The following is a 22,545-nucleotide window of genomic DNA, read 5'->3' as shown; positions in this document are numbered from 1 at the left end:
CCCCGGCACCGCTGCGGTCGCCGGGCCGTCGGAGCCGTCAGGCCGACCGGGCGTCGGGTGCGGTGCGCTCCAGCAGGTCCACGGCGCTGTCGACGTCCGTCACGACGACGTTGACCAGACCGCACGAGAGCGCGGTGAACAGCGCGTCGCGCTTCTCCGGGCCCCCTGCCATCGCGACCCGGACGTCGATGGCGCGCAGCTCGTCGAGCGTCAGGCCCACGACACGCTCGTCGACCTCGCCGCGGACGGTGTCGCCGTCGGCGTCGAAGAAGCGCGCCGAGACGTCGCCGACGGCCCCGAGGTCGCGCAGCGCCTCGAACTCGCTCTCGGTGATCCATCGCCGGAGGGCCTGCGCGGCGCGCTGGTTGCCACCGACCCCGACGACCAGGACGTCCGCAGCGGCCGCCGCTTCGAGCACCGCCCTCGCGTCGGGGTCCTCCCGGACGGCAGCGGCGGCGTCGGGACCGGCCGCGATGAGCGGGGCAGGCAGGTGGAACGGGGTACCGCCGGTGACGTGCGCGAGCGAGGTGACGAGCTCGTGGGGGTCGGCGCCGTTGGCCCGTCCGGCCCGGCTGCCGGCGAGCGGAAGGATCTCGAGCTCGGGCAGCTCGAGCGGCCGGAGCTGCGCGATGCTCGCGGCGACGGAGCGGCTGAGCCCGACGGCGACGCGGCGGGCGCGCGGCAGCACCGCGCCGAGGGCGTCGGCACCTGAGAGCGCGAGCGAGGCGGCGGCGCGGTCGTCGTCGGCTCCGCCGGACGGGCTGACCCATGCGCTCCGGAGCCCGAAGCGCTCGACGAGGGCTTCCTCCAGGTCGGCGAACGGCCGTTCGTCGCTGTGCACCGTGATCTCGACGATCCCGCGGCGCCGAGCGTCGGCGAGCATGCGTGTGACCTTGATCCTCGACACGTCGAGCATCGACGCGATCTCCGCGTGCGTGAGCCCATGCTCGTAGTAGAGGCGCGCCACGCGTCCAACCTTCTGGTGATCATCCGTTCGCATGCATGAACCTCCGTTCGCGAGGGGCCTTCAGGCTATCTCACCTGCGACGACACCCGTCGCTCCGTACATCTCGGCGGCCCGGCCGAGCCGTCCGGCCTTGACACGACGCACGGTTGGCCCACAATAGGTGAACCACCGTTCGTCTGCATGAACAAATGTACATGACTCAAGGAGGAGTCGCATGTCCAGTGTCGAAGCACCCGCCGGCGGAGCGTTTGCCCGCTTCCTCACCTCACAAGGGATCTCCCGACCGCTCGCCTGGGGGTTCGTCGCCCTCATGCTCTTCATGGTCGGTGACGGGATCGAGCTCAGCTTCCTGTCCAACTACCTGACCGACGACGGGTTCAGCGCGGGGCAGGTCGCAGGCCTGTTCAGCGCCTACGGCATCGTCGTCGCCGTCTCCGCCTGGCTCGCCGGAGCCCTCGCCGAGGCCTGGGGGCCCCGCCGCGTCATGCTGCTCGGGGCAGCCGTCTGGATCGTCTTCGAGGTCGTCTTCCTCGCCTTCGGCGTCATGCCCGGCAACTACCCGGTGATGGTCTTCGCGTACGCCGTCCGCGCGATCGGCTACCCGTTCTTCGCCTATGGCTTCCTCGTCTGGGTCACCATGGAGACCCCCAACGCCGTCATGGGCAAGGCCGTCGGCTGGTACTGGTTCTTCAACGCGATGGGCCTCGGCGTCATCAGCGGGTACTTCGTCGCAGGCGCCATCGAACCCCTGGGGTCGCTCGGGACCCTCTGGTCCGCGCTCGCCTTCGTCGTCGTCGCCACCGTGATGGTCGCACTGCTCGTCCGCTCCCGCGCCGGAGCCCACAAGATCAGCCGCGAGGAGACGGTCAAGGGGCTCGTCCGCAGCATCACGATCATGCGGGACCGCCCGAAGGTCGCGGTGGGCGGTGCCGTCCGCCTCATCAACACCATCTCCTACTACTCGTTCGCCGTGTTCCTCGGCGTCTACATGGTCGGCACCGTCGGCTTCACCCAGGCGCAGTGGTCCTCGATCTGGGGAACCATGCTGCTCGCCAACGTGGCCGCCAACCTCGTCTCGGGATACGCCTCGGACAAGTTCGGCCGCATCAACGTCATCGCCTGGGGCGGCGGTCTCGCGACCGCGATCACGGTGCTCGGCTTCTACTACGTGCCGCAAGGCCTGGGAGCCAACTTCCCGGTCGTCATGGCGCTCGGCATCGTCTACGGGCTGGCGCTCGGCATGTACGTGCCGCTGTCCGCGGTGGTCCCGCTCCTCGCGCCCCAGAACAAGGCTGCCGCCGTCGCGGTCCTCAACCTCGGTGCGGGGCTGTCGAACTTCGCCGGGCCCGCGGTCGCCGCCCTCGTGGTCCCGCTGGGCATCGCCCCCGTCGTGTGGATCCTCGCGGGCTTCTACGTCGTCGGCCTGTTCCTGACGTTCCTGCTGCGCGAACCTGGGGTCGAGGCGGCGGACCACGCCCCCGGGGCCTCCGACGCGGCTGCCACCGGCGACGACGCCCGGACCACCACCCCGCCGTCCGTGCCGACCGAGGTCGACCACACGGTCGTGGGTCGTTGAGACCACGCCGCGGCCACCGAAGGGAAGATGATCTGGCATGACTCGTACGCCTGCCGTCCTCGGCATCGACGCGGGGACCACCTCCGTCAAGTCAGTCGTCCTCTCGCTCGACGGGGAGGTGCTGGGAGCGTCGCGGTCCACCGTCCGCATCCGTCGCCCCCTCCCCGACCGGGCCGAGCAGGACATGGACGAGGTCTGGTCTGCCGTCGCCGCCACGATCTCCGCCGCGTGCGACGAGGCGGGTGACGTCGAGCTGATCGGCGCAGCCGTGACCGGGCAGGGTGACGGCGCGTGGCTCGTCGACGAGGACGGCAGGCCCGTGGGGCCCGCTCTGCTCTGGCTCGACGGACGCGCCGCACCTCGGGTCGCCGCGTGGGGACGCGACGGCCGCGGCGCGCTCGTCCGGGAGGTCACGGGGTCGGCGCTGTTCCCCGGCGCCCTGCCCGTCCTCCTCGAAGAGCTGGAGGAGGACGACCCCGGGCTCGTGCGCTCGGCCGCGACCCACCTCAACTGCAAGGACTGGATCCGCTTCCGGCTCACCGGCCGGCGTGCGACCGACCCGTCGGAGGCCTCGCGCACGTACCTCGACGTCGCGCAGGGCACGTACTCGCACAGGCTGCTGACCGGGCTCGGCCATGAGCGGTTCGAGCGCCTGCTCCCACCGCTGCTCCCCCCGGGAACCGTCGCCGGACACGTCACCGCGGATGCCGCGCGGGAGACCGGGCTGCCGGTCGGCCTGCCCGTCGCCACGGGCATGGTCGACACCCCCGCCGGTGGCGTCGGTCTCGGGGTCGTCGACCCTGGGCAGGTCTACGCGATCCTCGGCACCACGGCGTTCGTGGGCGCCGTCCAGGAGGGCCCGCGCGCTCCGGCCGACCTGCCGGTCATCACCGTCTCGCTCGGCGAGTCGGACCACGTGGTCGAGTGCCTCGCCCCCATGAACGGGACCCCGAACCTCGACTGGGCCAGGCAGGTGACCGGGCTCGACGCGCTCGAGTGGGAAGAAGTCGCACGGATCGTGCGCGCCGAGCCCGCAGGCGCGGGCGGCGTCCTCTACCTGCCCTACGCCGGTGTCAGCGGTGAACGTGCCCCGTTCGTCGACACCGACGCGTCGGCCGCGTGGCTCAACCTCTCGGTCAGCACGACGCCCGGCCAGCTCCTTCGCGCGGTCTACGAGGGGATCGCGCTCTCGTTGCGGGAGTGCATGGACCTCCTCGGCGTCGACGGGGGCGCCACCGTGCGCCTGTGCGGTGGCGGCGCCCAGTCCTCTCTCGTGTGCGAGATCGTGGCCGACGTCACGGGTCGGCCCGTCGAGCGCTCCACCTTCGCCGAGCTGGGTGTGCGAGGCGTGGCCGCTCTCGTTCTCGTCGCGACCGGTCGCGCCACTGACCTGCGCGCCGCGACCGAACGGCTGGGCACCGACACGCACCGGTTCGAGCCGGACCCTCGTCTCCGCGCGCTGCACGACGCGCAGGCCACGGTGTTCACCGCGGTCCGCGATGCGAACCGTCACCACTGGGCCTCGCTGCGCGACCTGCGCAAGGCCTCCCACCAGACCGCCCAGGAGGCGACCCGGCGGGCACGGCCCGCGCACACGGTCGTCGCCCGCCCGCCGTCGGGCACCTCCCGCACGACGACGCACCACGACAAGGAGCTCCCATGACCGCCCCGACCCCCCCTCGCCTGCTCGTGACGGCGCCCTTCGACACCGCCCGTGCCGAGTCGCTCGGCGAGCACTTCGCGCTCGACGTCGTCGAGCCGTCGCTCGACGGCGGCTCGCTCGCCGAGCGCGGCATCGACGACCTGCTCGCGACCGCGACAGCGATCGTCACCGAGCTCGACGTCGTCGACGCGGCGACGCTCGACAGGGCACCCGGGCTGCGGGCCGTCGTCTCGTGCCGAGCCAACCCGGTCAACGTCGACGTCGCCGCGTGCACGGAACGCGGAATCGCCGTCCTCACCACGCCCGCGCGCAATGCCGAGGTCACGGCAGACCTCGCGTTCACCCTGATCCTCATGACCGTCCGGCACGCGGGCGAGGCCGAGCGCTGGCTGCGCAGCGGCGCGTGGACGCCCGACGACGTCTTCGAGCCGTACTCCCGCTTCCGAGGCATCCAGCTCGCCGGCCGGACCCTGGGCATCCTCGGGGGCGGGGCGATCGGCCGTCGCGTCCTGCGCCGCGCCCGCGCGTTCGGCATGGACGTCTTCGTCTACGACCCGTTCCTCGCCGCGGACGCGTTCGGCGACGAGGCCACGGTCACCACGCTCGACGAGGTGCTGTCACGGTCCGACGTGGTGACGGTCCACGTGCCCCTCGCCGAGAGCACGATCGGGCTCCTCGGAGACCGAGAGCTGCGCCTCATGCGCCCCGACGCCTATCTCGTCAACGCCGGCCGCGCGGCGGTCGTCGAGGAGGACGCGCTCGTCGCCGCGCTGCAGGAGGGGCGCCTCGCAGGCGCGGGTCTCGACGTCTTCTGGACCGAGCCGGTCCCGGCGGACCACCCCCTCCTGGCGCTCGACAACGTGACGCTCACGCCCCACATCGGGGGCGCGTCCGACGACGTCGTCGCCGAGCACTCGCGCATCGCCGCCGACGGCCTGCTCACGTGGCTCGGGGGAGGGCGCCCCTCGACGATCGCCAACCCCGACGTGCTCGCCGCCTCGGCCCGCGCCTGACCCCCCTGCACCCGCGTCGGGCACGCAGGGCCCGGCGCACGACGGAAGGAACCACCATGACCACGCTCGACGACCTCGTCCAGGAGCTGTGCGACGTCGGCCACGACGCCGTCGACAAGGGCCTCGTCCTTGCCAGCGGAGGAAACCTGTCCGCGCGCCTCCCGGGGGGCGACGTGTTCGCCGTGACGGGCTCGGGGACGTTCCTCGACCGGCTCACCCCTGCCGACTTCACCCTCATGACGCTCGACGGCGAGATCGTCGGCGGCTCGCCCCGGCCGTCGTCGGAGTGGAAGCTGCACCAGCGCACCTACCAGGCGCGCCCCGACGCGGGCTCCGTGATCCACGTCCATCCGCAGTACGCGGTGCTGCTCGACGCGCTGGGGCACGAGATCCGCCTCTTCACTCTCGACCACGCGTACTACGTGAAGTCGGTCGGCCGCACCCCCTACTTCCCGAACGGCTCGGACGAGCTCGCCGAGAGCGCGGCGGCAGAGGCCGCGACGCACGACTGCGTGATCCAGGGCTTCCACGGCTGTTCGGCCGTCGGCCCCGACATCGCGATGGCCTACCGCCGCGCCCTCAATCTCGAACAGGCCGCCGAGGCGACGTTCCGCGCGCTGCAGCTCGGCGACACCACGACGTCCTTCCCGCAGGAGCACTGGGCGACGCTGCACCACGCGTGACCCGCACACCCCACCTCACCCAGGAGACCGCATGACGCTCGCACAGACCCGCACGATCCCCGACACCCGCACCGCTGACGACTTCACCGCCCCCTTCGCGGCCCGAGCCGTGGTCTGGGCCGGCCCCGGCAAGGGCCTGAGCATCGAGGACGTCGTGCTCGACCCGCCCGGGCCGGGCGAGGTGGCCGTACGGATGCTCGCGAGCGGCGTGTGCCACTCGGACCTGCACATCCTCGACGACGACTGGGAGCTGCCGAGCCCGCTCGTCATGGGCCACGAGGGCGCAGGCGTCGTCGTCGCGGTCGGCTCGGGCGTCGGTCGGCACCCGGAGGACCCGCGCGTGGGGGACCACGTGGTCCTGGCCTGGACCGCCCCGTGCGGCCGCTGCGCCCGGTGCGCCGACGGTGACGGGCACCTGTGCGCGACGCCCGTCGGGGGCGACCACCGCACCTCCCAGGACCAGGTCCGGATCCGCCGCACCGACGGCACGCCGCTCGGCATCCACTGCGGGATCGGGACCATGGCGACGTACCAGGTCGTGGCGGCCGAGGCAGCGGTCCGCGTCGATCCCCGGCTGCCCGCGACCCAGGCGTCGCTCGTCGGGTGCGCCATCACCACGGGCGTCGGCGCGGCGCTGTGGACCGCGCGCGTCGAGGCCGGGGACGAGGTCGTCGTGATCGGGCTCGGCGGGGTCGGCCTCTCCGCCGTCATGGGCGCGGCGCTCGCCGGGGCGTCACGCGTGATCGGCGTCGACCGCGAGCAGTCGAAGCTCGACCTCGCCCTCCAGGTCGGCGCCACGCACGGGGTCCTGGCGACCGACGACGCCCTGACGACCGCCGCCGTCCGGGAGCTGTGCGACGACGGCCCGGACCACGTGATCGAGGCCATCGGCCTGACGTCCACGATCGAGCTCGCGACCCGCCTCGTCCGGCCGGGAGGCACGACCACGCTCGTCGGCCTGACCCGGACCGGCGCGACCGCGGCGCTCGACACCTACCGGTTCGTCTTCTCGGGATCGCGCATCGTGGCCTCGAACTACGGTTCGGCCGTCCCGTCCACGGCCTTCCCCCGCCTCGTGCGCCACGCGATCGAGGGTCAGCTGCCCATCGACGCGATCGTCAGCCAGGAGATCGCGCTCGACGACGTCGAGGCGGCGTTCGACGCGATGCGCCGCCGGGAGGGCGCACGCCAGGTGATCGTCTTCGACTGACGGCCTCACCGTGCCCTGTCGGAGCGCCCGCACCGGCAGGGCACGGCTACGCTCCACGTCATGCTGAGCCTCGAGAACGCCACCTACCTCGTGCACGACCTGGACGACGCCATCGCCTTCTTCACGGACGCGCTCGGCTTCACGCTGCGTCAGGACGAGACGTTCGAGGGCGGGTGGCGGCGCGTCGTCGTGAGCCCGGGAGCCGACGAGGCCCCGGGAACGGGGCTCGTCCTCGCCCTCGCGACGTCCGACGACGCGCGCGCCCGCGTGGGCCGGCCGGTGGGCGACGAGGTCGCCTTCTTCCTGCGCACGGACGACTTCTCGGCCCAGCACGCCCGCATGCTCTCGCACGGCGTGACGTTCCGGGAGGAGCCGCGGCACGAGACCTACGGCACGGTCGCGGTCTTCGAGGACCTGTACGGCATGCCGTGGGACCTGATCCAGCCGCCGAACGCCTGAGGCACCGGGCGCACCGACCCGCAGCGGACCCGAGGTTCCCTGCGGAGGCCCAGGCGTGGCGCTAGCGTCGGACGCATGACCACCCCACCGCGCCTTCGCCCGTTCTCGCAGGTCGACGTCTTCACGACGACCCCCTACCGGGGCAACCCGGTCGCGGTGGTGCGCGACGCCGTCGGGCTGACGGACGATCAGATGGCCGCCTTCGCCCGCTGGACCAACCTGTCCGAGACGACGTTCCTCCTCCCTCCCTCCCCCGAGGGCGCGGCCGCCGGCGCCGACTACCGCCTGCGCATCTTCACCCCCGCGGGCGAGCTGCCGTTCGCCGGGCACCCGACGCTCGGCTCGTGCCACGCGTGGCTGGCCGCGGGCGGTACGCCACGCGTCGCGGGCACCGTGGTCCAGGAGTGCGGGATCGGCCTGGTCCCGCTGCGCCGCTCCCCCGCGACAGACCTGACCGCCCTGCCCGACGGCGGAGCCTCCACGGGCGGTCGGCTCGCCTTCGCGGCCCCCCACCTCCTCGCGGACGAGCCCGTCGACCTGTCCACCCTCACGGCGATCACGCGCGCGCTCGGGCTCGAGGCTCGCGACGTCGTCGACCACCGGTTCCTCGACAACGGGCCGGGCTGGCGGGTGCTGCTGCTCGGCTCGGCCGAGAAGGTCCTGGCCCTCGACCCCGACTTCACGGGGCTGGGCGACCTGGCGATCGGCGTCGTCGGACCGTACACCGCGCTCGGGGACGGGCGGTACGACGGCCCCGACGGGGCCGCGGTCGAGGTGCGCGGCTACGCGCTCGACATGGGCATCCCCGAGGACCCCGTGACGGGCAGCCTCAACGCGGTCGTCGCGCAGTGGCTCCAGCCGGACGGCCTGCTGCCCGCCGAGTACGTCGCGAGCCAGGGCACGGCGCTCGGGCGGGCCGGGCGCGTCCACGTGCGCCGCGACGTCGGCGACGACGGTCGCGACGGCGCCCGCCGGGACACCGTGTGGGTCGGCGGCGATGCCGTGACCTGCATCGACGGCACCGTGCTGCTCTGACCCGCGCGCCGGGGCTCGGCGCGGCCCCGCCGCCGGACCGGCGCGTCCCGCCCACAGAAACACGGTGAGAACGCACCCGGGCGCGGCATAGAGTTCGCTGAATGTCAGGAAACCTTGCAGTCGATCGCGCCCGCTGGTCGTTGATGGCGCTCTTCGCGCTCTTCGGCATCGTGGGCACGAGCTGGATGACACGACTGCCCTCGATCCGCGAGGCGCTCGGGGTGTCCTCGGCACAGCTCGGACTGATCCTCATCGTCGGCGCGGTCGGCGCACTGTTCGCCGTGATGTCCACGGGCGCGGTCGTCGCCCGGTTCGGGAGCCGCCGAACCCTCGTCGCGGCCACGGTCGTCAACCTCGTCGCGCTGCTGCTCGTCGCGTGGGGCACGGCGACCGGGAGCGTCGGCGTCTTCGCGGTCGGCGCGTTCACCAACGGCATCAGCGGCGCCCTGATGAACGTCCCGATCAACCTCAACGGGGCCATGGTCGAGCAGCGCGTCGGCCGCGCGATCCTCCCCCACTTCCACGCGGCCTTCTCGATCGGCGCGGGCGCGGGGGCGCTCGTCGGGGCCGCGTTCTCCGCCGCGCAGATCCACATCGCGGTCCAGCTCGTGATCATCACGACCCTCGTCGCGATCGCCCGCGCCTTCCTCATCGGACCGGCGACGGTGTTCGCGCCCGAGCGGCAGGCCGCGACCGGTGCGGACGACCGCCCGGCCGTCGCGGCGCCGTCGGCCCGCGGGACGAGCGACGCGGCCGACGAAGTGGCCGCCGAGGTGGCCGACGCTCCGGCCGGCTCTGCGGCGGAACCCGCTGCGGCGCACGGCGTCACGGACGAGACGGCCCCTCGCCCGGTCAGAGGCCGGGGGGCGGGGCTCCGCAACGCCCTGTCCGCGTGGCGCGAGCCGCGCACCCTGCTCATCGGCCTGGTCCTGCTCGCGGCGTCCCTGTCCGAGGGATCGGCCGGCAACTGGCTCTCGATCTCGATGGTCGACGGCTTCGCCGTGCGCGAGGCCGTCGGGGCCATGGCCTACGGCACCTTCGTCGCCGCGATGACGGTCTTCCGGTTCGCCGGGACGGGGCTCATCGACCGGTTCGGGCGCGTCACGATCCTGCGGGCGTCCGGGCTCTCCGCTCTCGTCGGGCTGCTCCTGTTCGGTCTGGCTCCCGGGCTGCCGCTCGCCTGGTTCGGCATCGTGCTGTGGGGCTGCGGGGCCGCCCTCGCCAACCCGATCGCGATCGCCGCCGCGTCGGACGACCCGCTGCGGGCCCCAGGGCGCGTATCGGTCGTGACGTCCTTCATCTCGTTCGGCCAGCTCACGGCACCACCGCTGCTCGGCCTGCTCGCGGACTCGATCGGCGGGAGGCACGCCCTGCTCACCATCACGGTCGCCACCGTCCTGAGCATCGCGCTCGCAGGCTGGGTCAAGCCGCTGCCGCAGCCGAGCAGGACCTTGGTGGCCGACCGGGTGTGACCTTCGTCCCCCGGCTCGGGACGTCGTCGAACACGTGCCCGAAATGGCGTGATCGCGCCGTTCCTGGCCGCGTTCCCTTGGTATCTTGGGACGTCATCGTGAAAGAGGTCCGCCCGCATGATCCGCATCGGCGTAGTCGACGACGAGTCCGCCAGCAGAGACGTCGTGCTCGGTCACCTCGACCGTTTCCAGGTCGAGAACCGGGTGACGTTCGACGTCCGTACCTTCAGCGACGGGCGTGAGCTCGTCACGGGTTACCGCCCCGACTTCGACATCCTCTTCCTCGACGTCCAGATGGACGACCTCGACGGCCTCGACACCGCACGGCAGATCCGTACGCTCGACTCCCGGGTCGTCATCGTCTTCGTCACGAACATGGCGCAGTACGCGATCCACGGCTACGAGGTCGACGCGCTGAGCTATCTCCTCAAGCCCGTCCCCTGGTTCGCGTTCTCCCAGGAGCTGCGCCGCAGCATCGACCGTGTCCGGCGCAGCGGCACGGACTCGCTCATGCTGACCGTGAACGGCGCGGTCGCCCGGGTCGACCTCCTCGACGTCGTCTACATCGAGAGCATCAAGCACCGGGTCGTCGTCCACGCCGTCGACCGGACCTACGCGTTCACCGGCACCCTCAAGGCCTTCGAGACCGACCTCGCCGACAAGGGGTTCTTCCGCAGCAACAGCTGCTACCTGGTGAACATGCGCCACGTCCTGGCGGTCGACCAGAGCACGTGCGTCATGCTCGGCGGCGACGAGCTCCAGATCAGCCGACCGCGCAAGCGTGCCTTCCTCGACGCGCTCGCCGACCACGTCGGCGGACGCGTCGCGTGATCCAGGACGTCCTCTCCGCCGCCGTCGCGGAGGTCCCCACCGACATCCCCCGTGGGATCACGGCCTTCGCGGAGTGGTCCGCGTGCTTCGTGTACATCCTGCTGCTGCGCAAGAGGTTCACGCCGCCCGTCCTCGCCCTCCTGCTCGGGCTGGGGCTCGGGCTCCTGTGGGCCGTCCAGTCCTTCGCGGGCGAGCTGCCGATCCCCCTGTGGACGTTCGGCATGGCCATGGCGGTCGCCGCGATGTACAGCGTGGTCGTGCTCTGCGCCGACGTCTCGACGAGAGAGGCCGGGTACTTCACGGCGCGCGCCTTCGTGCTCGCCGAGCTCGTCGCGTCGCTCCACTGGCAGCTCTACAGCTACGCCGTCGACCAGGGGTTCACGGGCGTCGGGGTCCAGGCGGGTCTGCTGGTCATGGTGTACGGCGCGGCCTTCACCGCGGCCTACTTCATCGAGCGACGACACTTCCCGCCCGACCAGCAGCTCGAGGTCGACCGGCGTGGCCTGCTGAGCGCGGCCTCGATCGCCGCCGTCACGTTCCTCATGAGCAACGTGAGCTTCGTGAGCTCGAACACCCCGTTCAGCGCGCAGTTCGGTCCCGAGATCTTCTACATCCGTACGCTCGTGGACCTCGCCGGGTACGTCGCTCTCTACGCCCAGCAGGGGCAGCGGCTCGAGCTCCAGCGCGCGGTCGAGGTCGAGGCGATGAACCGGATGCTGCGCTCGCAGCACGAGCAGTACCTGCAGTCCAAGCGGAACATCGACATCGTCCACCGCAAGTACCACGACCTCAAGCACTTCGTCACCGCGATCCGGACCGAGAGCGACCCGGCGGCCAAGGCGACGTATCTCGACCAGCTCGAGGAGAGCATCCAGGGATACGGCTCCCAGGTCGAGACGGGGAACCCCGTGCTCGACACGATCCTCACGTCGAAGACCGCCCAGTGCGCAGAGCTCGGGATCACCCTGACGTGCGTGGTCGACGGCGCAGCCCTGTCGTTCATGGACGCCATGGGCCTGAGCGCGCTCTTCGGCAACGCGCTCGACAACGCGATCGAGAGCACCGCGGCCCTGCCGGACCCGGAGAACCGGCTCGTGCGCGTCGCGGTCTACACGCAGAGCTCGCTCGTCATGGTCCGGTTCGAGAACTACCACGTGGGCGACCTCGACTTCGACGACGGGATCCCGCGGACCACCAAGCGCGACGCCCTCAACCACGGGTACGGCCTGCGGAACATGCGTCAGGTCGTCGAGGGCTACGGAGGGTCGCTCACGGTGCGCACCGAGTCCGACTGGTTCGTGGTGCGGGCCCTGATCCCGGTCCCCGAGGGACGCAGGTCCCGACCCCAGAGGCGACGGCTGGAGCTCCTGGGACCGCCGGACTCGTCGGGGCGCTGAGGCGGCCGGGGACCGCTGAAGCCTCTAGTTGAAGCCGATGACGCGTTGTGCGGCTTTGTAGGCCAGGACGGACAGGTGGCGTCCGGGTCTGCCGGGGAGGTTGGAGATCTGGTGCAGGGTGGTGCGGCGTAGTCGGCGGTACAGGGCGGGGTCGTAGGCGCGGACGTGGGCCCAGAACTCGTCCTTCTTGCGCAGGGACTCGCGGGTGCCGGCGCGGACCAGGAGCATCGAGGAGACCAGGGACACGATGTCGAGGTAGTGCAGCATGTAGCGCTTGAGGGCGCGGGGGGTGTGGGGGTCGGCGCGGGCCGCGGACAGGTGTTCCATCATGGTGCGGTTGATGCGCAGCTGTTGGTCCACGCGGGAGATCATCACGGTCTCGTTGACGGACTGGTCGGCGCGTCCGATGTAGTACCGGTACAGGTCGACGTTGAGGTAGTACAGGCGCCGGACCGCGGGCAGGGGCGCGTAGGCGTAGAGGTTGTCGACGTAGAAGGTGTGCTCGGGCAGGACCAGGCCGACCTCGCGCAGCAGGTCGGTGCGGTAGATCAGGGAGTGCATGAGGATGTACTGGTTCTTGCGCAGGCGCCCGACCTGGTCCCAGCCCAGGACCCGGTTCTGGGGTAGGGCGTTGGTGTAGCGCACGGCGGTCTTGTTGCGCTTGTCGACCTTCTCGTACACGAAGTTGCTGATCAGCACGTCGATCCCGGTGTCCTGGGCGACGAAGGAGTCCAGCAGGTCCAGCACCTTGGCGTAGGCGTCGGCCTCGAGCCAGTCGTCGGAGTCCACGATCTTGATGTACCGCCCGCGCGCGTTGGCCAGGCCCGTGTTGATCGCGGCCCCGTGGCCCCCGTTGGGCTGATGGATCGCACGCACCACCCCCGGGTGGGCGGCGGCGTACCGGTCCGCGACCTGGGCCGTGGCGTCCCAGGACCCGTCGTCCACGATCAAGATCTCCACCCGCTCGCCCCCGGCCAGCAGCGAGTCGATGCTGCGGTGCATGTACGCCGCGGAGTTGTAGCACGGCACGACGATCGTCAACAGCTTGGACATCAGCGCACTCTTCAGACTTCCTGGCCCGCGCGGGCCGACGACGAGGACTCCCCCGCGCCCCCGGCCACCGGCGCGCCCGCCACCTGAGCAGGGCCAGGCGCCTCGGCCTGCTCGGCCTGGACCTCGGGGTCACGCTTGAAGATGATCTTGAAGATCGGGAAGAACACCCAGAACGATAGAGCACTGTTGATGATCATCGTGACCATGTCGGCCATCGTCTCCCCGGTCTTGCCCAGGCCCCACGTGTCGATCAACAGCTCGTAGATCGGCGCCTTGTACAGGCCCTGCAACGCCGCCGCCGCGAACGTGATCACCACGTACGCGACCACGTACCAGAACGCCGCCCGCCAGACCGAGGTGTTCGACTTGAACGTCACGTTGCGCTGGGCGAAGAAGTTGATCACCTGCGCGATCAACAACGTGACCTGCACCGCCAAGAAGTACGCCAACCCACCCCCACCCTCAGGCAGAGCCCCCGCCGCGTAGTCGAACACGAAGAACGGCGAACCATCAGGATTCGACCCCACCGGCAACACCTGAAAACTCGTGTCCACCAACCCCGTCAACCCGAACGCCGCCTTGAACGCCGGCATCAACGCCAGCTGCAGCACCGTCACACCATTGCTCAACAAGAAGAACATCAAGAACTGCGCCGTCCCCGGACGCCGCTCAGAAAACCCCGACCACGCCTGACCAATCCGTCGGAACATCACACACACTCTCTCTCAGGAAGAAGGAACGAACCGGACGTGCGCGTCAGCGCGCGAGCTCGGCCCGCATCCGACGGGTGGAGCGACGGTTGCGGAAGAACCCTGCGATCAGGGCCCCGGCTCCACGGAAGAAGTGGCCGTTGACGATCGTGAGCAGGCCCTCGGCCATGTCCATGCTCATGGCGCCGTTCGTCATCTTCGCGATCGCCCGGAACGGCATCCCGCGCAGGAAGAGCAGGTTGAGGTCCGGGGTGCCCTTGGCCTCGGCGCGAGCGATCCGCCTCGCCAGCTCCCGGTAGGCGAACCGCGCCAGCGGGCTCCGGGCGTGCTCCATGTCCGACAACGGGCTGTTGACGCCGAGCGGCCCCGTCACACGGCCCCGCGGGGCGAGCGGTCGGCCCAGCAGCGCGGCGAACGCCTCGTCGGAGACGTCCGTCACGCGGCCCGTGCGGTACTCGTCCGGCACCGCGTCGACACCGGCAGCGGCCGTGCCCACCACGACGTGCTCGGCCGTCAGCAGCACGGTCTCCACGTCGGAGCCCACGGCGAGCGTCCAGGCACCGCCTTCGGTCTCCCAGGCGTTCGACGTCGTCGAGAAGTGCCGGAAGGTGAAGCGGTCGAAGTCGATGCGCACGCGTCGGGACTCGCCCGGCGCGAGGTGCACCTTCGCGAAGCCCTTGAGCTCGCGCACGGGGCGGTGCACGCCGTCGGCCTCCTGGCGTCCCACGTAGAGCTGGGCGACCTCGGCCCCCGCGACGTCACCCGTGTTGGTCAGGGTGAACGTCACGCCGTCGGCGTCGACCGCGAGGTCGGTGTAGGCGAACGTCGTGTAGCTCAGGCCGAACCCGAACGGGAAGGCGACCGGGACGCCGACCGTCGAGTAGTAGCGGTAGCCCACGTAGGGGCCCTCGCGATACTCGGCGTCGACGCCTTCGCCCGGGTAGTACCGCGCGTTGGGCACGTCCTCGAGGCGGACGGGGTAGCTCTCCGCGAGACGACCCGACGGGTTCACCGCACCCGTCAGGACCCGCACCACGGCCTCGGCGCCGCCCTGGCCGCCCAGGTAGCCGTGCACCAGTGCGCCGCACTGCGACAGCCACGGCACCTCCACGACCGATCCCGCGCTCAGCACGACCACGATCCGGCTCGTGACAGAGGAGATCCGCGCCAGCAGCTCGACCTGGCTCGGCGGCAGACGCAGGTGGCTCCGGTCCTGCCCCTCCGACTCGCTGATCTCGTCCAGCCCGAGGTACAGCAGCACCACGTCCGCCGTGCGCGCCGCGTCGACGGCCTCTGCGACGAGGGCAGGGTCCGAGTCCCCGCCGCGCGTGAAGCCCTGCGCGGTCGCCACGACCTGCAGGTCCGAGGCGCCCAGGGCGTCCAGGGCAGTCGTGAGCCGCGTCGGGTTGACGACCGAGGATCCGGCGCCCTGGTAGCGAGGCGTCGCGGCGAAGTCGCCGACGACCGCGACCCGGGTCCCCGACGCCAACGGCAGCAGATGGTCCTCGTTGCGCAGCAGCACCGCGCTCTGCTCGGCGACCGTGCGCGCCAGCTCGTGGTGCGCGTCGAGGTCGACCTCGCGCCCCGCCCCACCGATCCGGCTCCCGAGGACCTTCATCTCCTCGACCCGCGCGTCCAGGTCCGCCATGTCCAGGTCACCGCGCTCCACGGCGGCCACGATCTGTGCGGCCGAGTCGAGGCCGGGCGAGGGCATCTCGAGCGTCCCGCCGCGGCGGACGGCCTCGACGGCGTCGTTGCCGCCACCCCAGTCCGTCACGACCGCACCGTCGAAGCCCCACTCGTCCCGCAGCACCTGCTGGAGCAGGAAGGGGTTCTCGTTGGCGTACGTGCCGTTGATCAGGTTGTAGCTCGACATGATCGAGAACGGCGAGGACTCGCGGACCGCGACCTCGAAGCCCGTCAGGTAGATCTCGCGCAGCGTCCGCTCGTCCACCACGGAGTCGCTCGTCATGCGCCGCAGCTCCTGGCTGTTGGCCGCGAAGTGCTTGGGGCACGCCGCGACGCCGCGCGACTGGATCCCACGCACGTATCCAGCGGCGAGGCGCCCGGAGAGCAAGGGGTCCTCGGAGAAGTACTCGAAGTTACGCCCGCACAGCGGGCTGCGCTTGACGTTGAGACCAGGACCGAGCAGCACGTCCACGCCCTGGTCCGCAGCCTCGGCGCCGAGCGCCTCGCCGACCGACAGCGCCAGCTCGGGGTCCCAGCTGTTCGCGACCGTGGCCGCCGTCGGGAAGCAGGTCGCGGGCTGCGACGCGCCCAGGCCGAGGTGGTCGGCCGAGCCCGTCTGCTTGCGGATGCCGTGCGGGCCGTCGGACAGCCACAGCGTCCGGATGCCGTGCCGGGGTACCGCCCGCGTCTCCCAGACGCTCTCCCCGCTGAGGAGTGCGGCCTTCTCGAGCGTGGTCAGTTCTTCCGTCATGGTTCTGCTTCCGTTCCCCCACGGAGGTCTTCTCTCGTGGGTGCACTGGGTGTGGTTCTGCACGCCCGACCGGTCCGGCGGGCTGCGTTGCTCTGGGGCGGGCGTCGCGACTAGCGGGCCGCCTCGACGACCGGCTCGACGACGGTCGGTCCCGGGCCAGGGGCCCCGTCGGTCCCGGGCGCCTGCTTGAAGATGATCTTGAGGATCGGGAAGTACACGAGGACCGAGATCAGCGCGTTGATGATCATGGTGACGAGGTCCGCCCCGACCTCCCCGGTGCTGCCCCAGCGCTCGACCATCCACTGGTAGATCGGTGCCTTGTAGAAGCCTTGCAACGCCGCGGCCGCGAAGGTGATCAGCACGTACGCGACGAAGTACCAGGCCGCCGCACGCCAGATGTTCGTGTCCGACTTGAACGTGACGTTGCGCTGGAGGAAGAAGTTGATGACCTGGGCGATGAGGAGGGTGACCTGCACCGCCAGGAAGTACGCCAGGCCGCCGCCTCCGGCGGGCAGGGCACCCGCCGCGTAGTCGAAGAGGTAGAACGGCGAGCCGTCCGCGTTCACGTTCACGGCGAACGCCTGGAAGCTCTGGTCCACGAGAGGTGTCATGGTGAAGACCCACTTGAACAGCGGCATCAGCGCCAGCTGGAGCACCGTCATCCCGGTGCTCAGGAGCGAGAACATGACGAACTGCGCGACCGTGGGGCGTCGCTCGGAGAGGTCAGTCCAGAACGTGCGCACGAGAGCCCCCCTGACGTCCGCGGGGCTGGGTACGCGCGTGCCACGTCTTCTCCTGGGCCGCCTCGGCGTGGCGGCAGCGCACGACGGCGACCTCAGGTGCGGGTTGCGTGCGTGGGTCCACTTGTGTGTCTCCTTCGACTGTCCAAGAGCGGTCGCAGGCCGGGGCCGTCCCCTGCCGCGCCGTCGACCGGGCGGACTCGGGTGACGTCGGGGTCGAGCCCCTCGTCCGCTGAGGGCCGCCACGCCCTGGTGCCCAGAGACGTTGGTGTCGCTGGTCGGTTGATAACGAACTCATCACAGCGCACCCCTGGTGAGGGGGGTGGTCGGTTTGCATAACCTGTCGGTTCTGGCGCACAACCTGTCGCCCGGGCAGGTGTCCTCGCCGGGTGACGGTCACCGACGGGCAGGTGGCGGAGGGCGCGCCGACGCGCGTCGCAGGTACCGGGGGCCGTTCACGGCCGTGAAGATCGTCCCGGGCGATCTCGGGACCAAAGGCGGACTCCTCACCGACGAGCACGGCGCAGTCCTGCGCGAGGACCTCTCGCCAGTCCCGGGCTCTCTGCGGCGGGGAACTCGACCGCGGCGGTCATGGGACGCGCCTGCCCCCGCGCGCCCCCACGACCGGGACGGGACCTTGTGCCCTGGCCGGCCGCGCAGGGCCGGTGTGGACTGGAGAGTCCCCCGACCCGAGGAGTGCCGCACCCGTGCCCGACGCCGCCCGTCCCGATCGCTCCCCCGTCGCCGGGGGCTCTCCTGGGGCCCCGGGTGCTCCTGGGCAGGTGAGCCCGGTGCGGACCGTCGTCTACTTCTACTCGTCGGCGTCGGGCATGGTGCGCTCGTTCGCGCTCCGGCTGGGCCGCGAGGCGTTCGACCTGGGCGACCGTGAGGTCCGCCGCTCCGTGCCGGACGGCCCCTGGGTGCTGCTCACGCCCTCGTACAAGACGGGGAACGTCGACAACGACACCATCCCCGAACCGGTGCGCCGCTTCCTCGCGAGCCCTGTCACGCGGCGCCGTCTCGTGGGGGTCATGGGGTCGGGAAACCGGAACTTCGGCGAGCACTACCAGGCCGCGTGCCGGCAGATCGCCCGGACGTCGGGGCGCCCCGTCCTCTTCGAGTTCGAGCTGCAGGGCACGACGTGGGACGTCGAGGAGGCCAGGCGTGTCCTGGAGGACCTGGACCGGGCGCTCGACGTCGAGCACGCGAGGCGAGCGGCGGGTCTTCAGGCCTAGACGAGACCGGGTCGGCGGCCGGAAGGTCGCAGGGACGGCGCCGGCGCCGTCCGGGGACCCCCTGCTCCCCCGGAGGCGCCGGGCGGTCGCGGCGTGACGGGACGCACGACCCCCAAGGCCTCGACCGTCACGAACCGCGACATCCGTACTCTACTGAGGGCATCCCTGACCCGACGACGATGTGCCTGTAGATGAGAGAGCTCTCATGTGAACTGCACCACACGAGCGCGCCGGTCACACACCGCCACCACATCGCCGCAGGCCCGCGGCGTCACGCCGAGGGGCGTGCTCCTGTCCCTCGAAGACGCCGCCCGAACAGCGCTCGACGCCACCGCCCTCACCCGCCCGGCGGCCGTCCGTCGGCCCGGCGGACAGGTGCTACCAGCACCCCGTCGATCCTGGGACAATCGAGAGGTGACGACACAGGAGAACCCCCCGGGCGAGCGGCTCAGCCGAGCGTTCCAGCACCGGCTGAACGAGCTGTTCGCGACCAGGCAGCGGGCCGGACGCGGCGCGACCAACCGCGAGGTCGCGACCTGGATGACCGAGCACGGCTACGCCGTGAAGGAGGCCTACCTGAGCGCGCTGCGCGGCGGCCACCGCACCTCTCCCTCGCTGCGCATCATCGAGGGTCTCGCGGCGTACTTCGGTGTCGAGCCCAAGGACCTCCTCGACACGGGCGAGGACCCCAAGAAGGAGCTGCGCCTCGCCCTGTCTGACCACGGCGTCGAGGCCTTCGCGATGCGCGCCGAGGGTCTCTCGGCGGAGAACGTCCGTGCGGTGACCCAGCTCCTCGACCAGATGCGCCGCATGCAGTCGCTCCCTGCCGTCGAGACCGACGACGAACCGTGACCGAGCATCGCGCCTGGCTGACCTCCGCCGGCCTCGACCGCGCGCGCAGCATCGACGAGGCGCGCGGGATCGTCGCGACCCGTCGCGGACGCCCGGTCGACGTCGTCGACGGCCCCCTCGGCGAGGGGATCTCCGGGATGTGGCTCAGCCTGCCGGACGGCGAGAAGGTCATCGTCAGCTCCGAGGCCGCGCTCTCCCCGCGACACCGGCAGCACATCATCGCCCACGAGCTCGTCCACATCCTCGACGCGTGCGACGACCCCACGGCTCCTCCCCCGGGCCCGCAGCGACGCAACCGCTACGAGGACCCGGTCGAGCACCGTGCCGAGTCCCTCGCGAGCGAGCTCATGATGTCGATCGAGGCGACGGGCGGTGTCGCCCACCGGCTGGCAGGCATGGAGCGCTACCGGTGACCTACCTCGCCTTCCTGCTCTTCGCCGGGGCAGCGGGGTGGACCGCGCTGCGGCACCGCTCACACCTCGACGGCGACCGTGCGCTCACCTGGGGTCTCGGCCTCGTGGCCGCGGCCTCCGCGCTGCGGATCGACGCCGTCGAGTCCTTCCTGCTGACCTCCGCCCCGGCCGGGCTCCACGAGCTCGCGAAGCACTCGCTGCTCGTCGCGGGCTGCCTGTGCATCGCGGCCTGGGTCCAGGGGACCCAAGGGCGCCGTCCTCGTCCCCGGTACGTCGTCGCGGGCGTGGTCGGCGTCGTGAGCGTGCTCGTCGTGGTCTTCGTCCTCAACGGCCCCTGGGAGCGACGGGACTTCGACTTCCAGACCGCCGGCAAGCCGTGGATGGCCCTCTACTGGGCCGCCTACTACGGCGCGTTCCTGTGGGCGACGGCGACGTTCGGCGTCTCGACCCTGCGCTCGCGCGGCGAGCGACCGCGCGGTGGCAGATGGGGCATGGACCTGGCGGCGGCCGGAGCGTTCGTCGGCGTCCTGTGGGCGCTGCTCAGCGCCGTCAACATCGTCCTGCAGGAACCGGAGGCCGTCGGGCAGTTCCGCCTCCTCGGCGTACGCACGCGGTACCTCATCGCGACCTCGAGCGTCCTGCTCACGGTGGGGATCATGGGACACCTCCTCTCCGCGGCCCGCACCCGCAGGCGTCGGCACGCCGATCTCGGCGCCCTGCACTCCCACCTCGTGGACGCCGTCGCCGAGTCCCGGCTGCCCGCCGTCCGGCCCGAGGTCGCGGAGTACCACCGCACCATCGAGATCATGGACGCCCTGGCGACCCTCGCCCGCTACTCCGATCCACAGGACGCGGCGCAGGTCCGCACCCTCGTCGGCGACGCTCCCGCACCCGTGCTGCGCGCCCTCCAGATCGACCTCGCCGCGACCCGGAGAGGGATGGACGAGCGCCCACCGGTCCCGGCCGACTGGGGCGACTGGGTCAGTGACGACCAGGCCCTGCGCGACCTCGGGCGGGCGTTCCGCGAGCAGACGGGCGAACGGCGCGCGAGCGTCCTCGTGTCCGTCCTCGGGTACGACGGTCACGAGGGCTCACAGCTCCCGCCGGGCAGCGAGCGCGACGACCACCACTGACCGCGACCGCACCCTGCCGCTCGGAGAACCATGACCCACCCCGTCCCCACCGCACCGCCGGCCGAGGCGTCCCCTGGCACGACGGCACCCCACCCCCGGTGGGCCGTCCTCGTGACCGAGGTGCTCGCCCCCGGCTACACGGTCGCCGCGCTCGTGCTCGCGACCGCCCTGTACGCCTCCCCCGGCGTGTCGGGCCTCGGCCACGTCGCCCTCGCCGTGCTCCTGTGCGGCGGGCTGCCCTACCTGTTCGTGCACGGGCTCGCCCGCCTGCGGGTGCTCGAGTCCCGGCACGTGCGTCCTCGCGCGCAGCGCATGGTGGTCTTCGCGGGACTCGTCCTCATCGAGGTCACGGCGATCGTCGTCCTGCACCTCACGGGGGCACCGCCGCTGCTGCCCCAGCTCCTCACGGCCTACCTCGCGGGGGTCGTCGCACTCGCGCTCGTGACCCCGGTCGTGCGCGCGTCGGTGCACACGGGCGTCTTCTCGGTCGCGGCGGGCGTCGCGACCGCGCTGTCGTGGTGGCTCTCGGCCGGTCTGCTCGCCGTCGCCGTGGTGGTGGGCCTCGCCCGGCTCGGGGTGCGCGACCACACGCGCACGGAGGTCGTCACGGGTCTCGTGCTCGGCGCGGCCGTGGGCGCGGTCGCGGCGGCACTGCTCGTCGGCTGACGACCGACCCGGGGTCCGCGCCCGGGTGAGCGCCGTCGTCGGGCGGGAGACGACGCACCGAAGAACGCTTGACGGCTCGGCCCCCAGGGGTGATCCTCGACCCATGCCGACGACGCCCGCTCCCCGCCCGCTCGCCGCTCCCGCGCGACCTGCCGGCCGACAGCAGGGCCTCCCGACCCGGCGACCTCAGCCGGACCGATGACGGCCGCGCTCGTCGCGGGCCTCGTCGCCGGGTATGCGATCGCGATCCCCGTCGGCGCGATCGCGGTCTACCTCGTGACGCTCACCGCACGCACGCGTTTCACCGTGGGCGCCGCGGCGGGCCTGGGCACCGCGACCGCGGACGGCATCTACGCGACGGTCGCCGTGGTCGCAGGTGCGGTCGTCGCGCCGTTCGTCGCATCGATCCGCACCCCCCTCACGTGGGCGTCGGTCGCGGTCCTGGCGTTCCTCGCGTGGCGCACGTTCCGTCCCGCTCTCCAGCGCGTCGTGCCCGACGGCGCCACGCCCCGCCCGGCGACGGGCGACACCACTCCCGTGCGCGCCTACGCGACGCTCCTCGGGCTGACCCTGGTCAACCCCGCGACCGTCGTCTACTTCGCCGTGCTCGTCGCGGGCGGGGCGCTCAGCCCCGACGCGACCGGGCCCGAGCGCGCCGTGTTCGTCGCGGCGGCGTTCCTCGCGTCCGCGAGCTGGCAGCTGGTCGTCGCGGGCGGTGGCGCGGTGCTCGGAAGGGCGCTGACCAACGACACGGGTCAGCGGGTCACCGCGGCTGTCGGCGGCCTCGTGATCCTCGGCCTCGCGGTGCACCTGGCGCTCGGGGCCTGACGGCACCCGGGACGTCAGAGCGCGACGGTTCGCACGGGGGCATACCGCTCGACCGCCGACCGGAAGACGTCCGCCGCACGCTCCCGTGCCTCCGTGCGGTCCACCGCTCGGGGTGAGCACCGCCGTCGGGCAGGGACGACGAAGCCCCGGTGGCCGGTCGCGCGAGGAG

Annotated in this window: 22 protein-coding genes; 17 read left to right on the top strand and 5 right to left on the bottom strand. The window is 71.8% G+C overall.

All coding sequences use genetic code 11. The features are described 5' to 3' along the window. Positions 1–37 precede the first annotated feature (37 nt). The gene (locus tag ACFRCR_RS05640) at positions 38–967 is read right to left on the bottom strand and encodes a sugar-binding transcriptional regulator (protein WP_377676062.1); all 930 of its coding nucleotides are present in this window, start codon (positions 965–967) and stop codon (positions 38–40) included. Positions 968–1,181: 214 nt separating this feature from the next. Here ACFRCR_RS05640 and ACFRCR_RS05635 point away from each other — a divergent pair, with 214 nt between their 5' ends. The 10 genes from ACFRCR_RS05635 (at position 1,182) to ACFRCR_RS05590 (ending at position 12,306) form a co-directional block, all read left to right on the top strand. Then, positions 1,182–2,543 carry an MFS transporter gene (locus ACFRCR_RS05635; RefSeq protein WP_377676061.1) on the top strand — a complete coding sequence of 454 codons (1,362 nt, stop codon included), beginning with the start codon at positions 1,182–1,184 and terminating at the stop codon, positions 2,541–2,543. A gap of 37 nt (positions 2,544–2,580) precedes the next feature. Further along, positions 2,581–4,206, top strand: coding sequence for an FGGY family carbohydrate kinase (locus ACFRCR_RS05630; protein ID WP_377676060.1), 1,626 nt, complete (start codon positions 2,581–2,583; stop codon positions 4,204–4,206). Further along, positions 4,203–5,219, top strand: coding sequence for an NAD(P)-dependent oxidoreductase (locus ACFRCR_RS05625; RefSeq protein ID WP_377676058.1), 1,017 nt, complete (start codon positions 4,203–4,205; stop codon positions 5,217–5,219). The genes ACFRCR_RS05630 and ACFRCR_RS05625 overlap by 4 nt, the downstream gene beginning before the upstream one ends. 56 nt (positions 5,220–5,275) lie before the next feature. Beyond that, complete coding sequence (locus tag ACFRCR_RS05620) at positions 5,276–5,902, top strand: class II aldolase/adducin family protein (RefSeq protein ID WP_377676057.1); 627 nt, start codon at positions 5,276–5,278, stop codon at positions 5,900–5,902. A gap of 31 nt (positions 5,903–5,933) precedes the next feature. Beyond that, positions 5,934–7,112: a zinc-binding dehydrogenase gene (locus tag ACFRCR_RS05615; RefSeq protein ID WP_377676055.1), complete on the top strand. Its 1,179-nt coding sequence runs from the start codon at positions 5,934–5,936 to the stop codon at positions 7,110–7,112. Positions 7,113–7,172: 60 nt separating this feature from the next. Further along, entirely contained in the window at positions 7,173–7,571 is a 399-nt protein-coding gene (locus tag ACFRCR_RS05610) for a VOC family protein (protein ID WP_377676054.1), read from the top strand. 75 nt (positions 7,572–7,646) lie between these two features. Next, positions 7,647–8,606, top strand: coding sequence for a PhzF family phenazine biosynthesis protein (locus ACFRCR_RS05605; RefSeq protein ID WP_377676053.1), 960 nt, complete (start codon positions 7,647–7,649; stop codon positions 8,604–8,606). A gap of 101 nt (positions 8,607–8,707) precedes the next feature. Next, positions 8,708–10,078, top strand: a complete 1,371-nt coding sequence (locus ACFRCR_RS05600) for an MFS transporter (RefSeq protein ID WP_377676052.1) — start codon at positions 8,708–8,710, stop codon at positions 10,076–10,078. 117 nt (positions 10,079–10,195) lie between these two features. Further along, positions 10,196–10,909: a LytR/AlgR family response regulator transcription factor gene (locus tag ACFRCR_RS05595; protein ID WP_377676051.1), complete on the top strand. Its 714-nt coding sequence runs from the start codon at positions 10,196–10,198 to the stop codon at positions 10,907–10,909. Continuing rightward, the gene (locus ACFRCR_RS05590) at positions 10,906–12,306 is read left to right on the top strand and encodes a GHKL domain-containing protein (protein ID WP_377676050.1); all 1,401 of its coding nucleotides are present in this window, start codon (positions 10,906–10,908) and stop codon (positions 12,304–12,306) included. Before ACFRCR_RS05595 ends, ACFRCR_RS05590 begins: the two co-directional genes overlap by 4 nt. Positions 12,307–12,330: 24 nt before the next feature. Here the strand turns inward: ACFRCR_RS05590 and ACFRCR_RS05585 are convergent, their stop codons facing one another. The 4 genes from ACFRCR_RS05585 to ACFRCR_RS05570 form a co-directional block, all read right to left on the bottom strand. Then, on the bottom strand, positions 12,331–13,359 hold the full coding sequence (locus ACFRCR_RS05585; protein ID WP_377676048.1) for a glycosyltransferase family 2 protein: 1,029 nt from the start codon (positions 13,357–13,359) through the stop codon (positions 12,331–12,333). 11 nt (positions 13,360–13,370) lie between these two features. Beyond that, positions 13,371–14,069 carry a hypothetical protein gene (locus ACFRCR_RS05580; protein WP_377676047.1) on the bottom strand — a complete coding sequence of 233 codons (699 nt, stop codon included), beginning with the start codon at positions 14,067–14,069 and terminating at the stop codon, positions 13,371–13,373. Positions 14,070–14,115: 46 nt separating this feature from the next. Then, positions 14,116–16,509, bottom strand: coding sequence for a glycoside hydrolase family 3 C-terminal domain-containing protein (locus ACFRCR_RS05575; RefSeq protein ID WP_377676045.1), 2,394 nt, complete (start codon positions 16,507–16,509; stop codon positions 14,116–14,118). A gap of 110 nt (positions 16,510–16,619) precedes the next feature. Next, positions 16,620–17,252: a hypothetical protein gene (locus ACFRCR_RS05570; RefSeq protein WP_377676044.1), complete on the bottom strand. Its 633-nt coding sequence runs from the start codon at positions 17,250–17,252 to the stop codon at positions 16,620–16,622. Between the two features lie 310 nt (positions 17,253–17,562). On the opposite strand from ACFRCR_RS05570, the gene ACFRCR_RS05565 reads away from it, so the two are divergent. The 7 genes from ACFRCR_RS05565 (at position 17,563) to ACFRCR_RS05535 (ending at position 22,376) form a co-directional block, all read left to right on the top strand. Then, positions 17,563–18,138 (top strand): FAD-binding protein, encoded by a 576-nt coding sequence (locus tag ACFRCR_RS05565; protein ID WP_377676043.1) that lies wholly within the window; start codon positions 17,563–17,565, stop codon positions 18,136–18,138. Continuing rightward, the gene (gene nrdI / locus ACFRCR_RS05560) at positions 18,041–18,484 is read left to right on the top strand and encodes a class Ib ribonucleoside-diphosphate reductase assembly flavoprotein NrdI (RefSeq protein WP_377676042.1); all 444 of its coding nucleotides are present in this window, start codon (positions 18,041–18,043) and stop codon (positions 18,482–18,484) included. The genes ACFRCR_RS05565 and nrdI overlap by 98 nt, the downstream gene beginning before the upstream one ends. Before the next feature lie 414 nt (positions 18,485–18,898). Further along, on the top strand, positions 18,899–19,336 hold the full coding sequence (locus ACFRCR_RS05555) for an XRE family transcriptional regulator (protein WP_138824553.1): 438 nt from the start codon (positions 18,899–18,901) through the stop codon (positions 19,334–19,336). Continuing rightward, the gene (locus ACFRCR_RS05550; protein WP_377676041.1) at positions 19,333–19,749 is read left to right on the top strand and encodes an ImmA/IrrE family metallo-endopeptidase; all 417 of its coding nucleotides are present in this window, start codon (positions 19,333–19,335) and stop codon (positions 19,747–19,749) included. Before ACFRCR_RS05555 ends, ACFRCR_RS05550 begins: the two co-directional genes overlap by 4 nt. After that, positions 19,746–20,882, top strand: coding sequence for a DUF6545 domain-containing protein (locus tag ACFRCR_RS05545; RefSeq protein WP_377676040.1), 1,137 nt, complete (start codon positions 19,746–19,748; stop codon positions 20,880–20,882). The genes ACFRCR_RS05550 and ACFRCR_RS05545 overlap by 4 nt, the downstream gene beginning before the upstream one ends. A gap of 30 nt (positions 20,883–20,912) precedes the next feature. Continuing rightward, positions 20,913–21,548: a hypothetical protein gene (locus ACFRCR_RS05540; RefSeq protein ID WP_377676039.1), complete on the top strand. Its 636-nt coding sequence runs from the start codon at positions 20,913–20,915 to the stop codon at positions 21,546–21,548. A 198-nt stretch (positions 21,549–21,746) separates the two neighbouring features. Then, positions 21,747–22,376: a LysE family transporter gene (locus ACFRCR_RS05535; RefSeq protein ID WP_377676038.1), complete on the top strand. Its 630-nt coding sequence runs from the start codon at positions 21,747–21,749 to the stop codon at positions 22,374–22,376. Positions 22,377–22,545 lie beyond the last annotated feature (169 nt).

Origin of the sequence: Oerskovia sp. NPDC056781, from assembly GCF_042789955.1 — a bacterium.
Lineage (GTDB): Bacteria > Actinomycetota > Actinomycetes > Actinomycetales > Cellulomonadaceae > Oerskovia > Oerskovia rustica.
Note: the sequence above shows the minus strand (reverse complement) of the source record. Positions and strands in the feature narration are given on the sequence as shown.

Excerpts from the sequence above, each read along its gene's own strand:
- ACFRCR_RS05610 (WP_377676054.1), top strand. The coding sequence starts at position 7,173 with ATGCTGAGCCTCGAGAACGCCACCTACCTCGTGCACGACCTGGACGAC.
- ACFRCR_RS05600 (WP_377676052.1), top strand. The coding sequence starts at position 8,708 with ATGTCAGGAAACCTTGCAGTCGATCGCGCCCGCTGGTCGTTGATGGCG.
- ACFRCR_RS05535 (WP_377676038.1), top strand. The coding sequence starts at position 21,747 with ATGACGGCCGCGCTCGTCGCGGGCCTCGTCGCCGGGTATGCGATCGCG.
- ACFRCR_RS05585 (WP_377676048.1), bottom strand. The coding sequence starts at position 13,359 with ATGTCCAAGCTGTTGACGATCGTCGTGCCGTGCTACAACTCCGCGGCG.
- ACFRCR_RS05635 (WP_377676061.1), top strand. The coding sequence starts at position 1,182 with ATGTCCAGTGTCGAAGCACCCGCCGGCGGAGCGTTTGCCCGCTTCCTC.
- ACFRCR_RS05580 (WP_377676047.1), bottom strand. The coding sequence starts at position 14,069 with ATGTTCCGACGGATTGGTCAGGCGTGGTCGGGGTTTTCTGAGCGGCGT.
- ACFRCR_RS05630 (WP_377676060.1), top strand. The coding sequence starts at position 2,581 with ATGACTCGTACGCCTGCCGTCCTCGGCATCGACGCGGGGACCACCTCC.
- ACFRCR_RS05575 (WP_377676045.1), bottom strand. The coding sequence starts at position 16,509 with ATGACGGAAGAACTGACCACGCTCGAGAAGGCCGCACTCCTCAGCGGG.
- ACFRCR_RS05540 (WP_377676039.1), top strand. The coding sequence starts at position 20,913 with ATGACCCACCCCGTCCCCACCGCACCGCCGGCCGAGGCGTCCCCTGGC.
- ACFRCR_RS05615 (WP_377676055.1), top strand. The coding sequence starts at position 5,934 with ATGACGCTCGCACAGACCCGCACGATCCCCGACACCCGCACCGCTGAC.
- ACFRCR_RS05625 (WP_377676058.1), top strand. The coding sequence starts at position 4,203 with ATGACCGCCCCGACCCCCCCTCGCCTGCTCGTGACGGCGCCCTTCGAC.
- ACFRCR_RS05605 (WP_377676053.1), top strand. The coding sequence starts at position 7,647 with ATGACCACCCCACCGCGCCTTCGCCCGTTCTCGCAGGTCGACGTCTTC.
- ACFRCR_RS05595 (WP_377676051.1), top strand. The coding sequence starts at position 10,196 with ATGATCCGCATCGGCGTAGTCGACGACGAGTCCGCCAGCAGAGACGTC.
- ACFRCR_RS05620 (WP_377676057.1), top strand. The coding sequence starts at position 5,276 with ATGACCACGCTCGACGACCTCGTCCAGGAGCTGTGCGACGTCGGCCAC.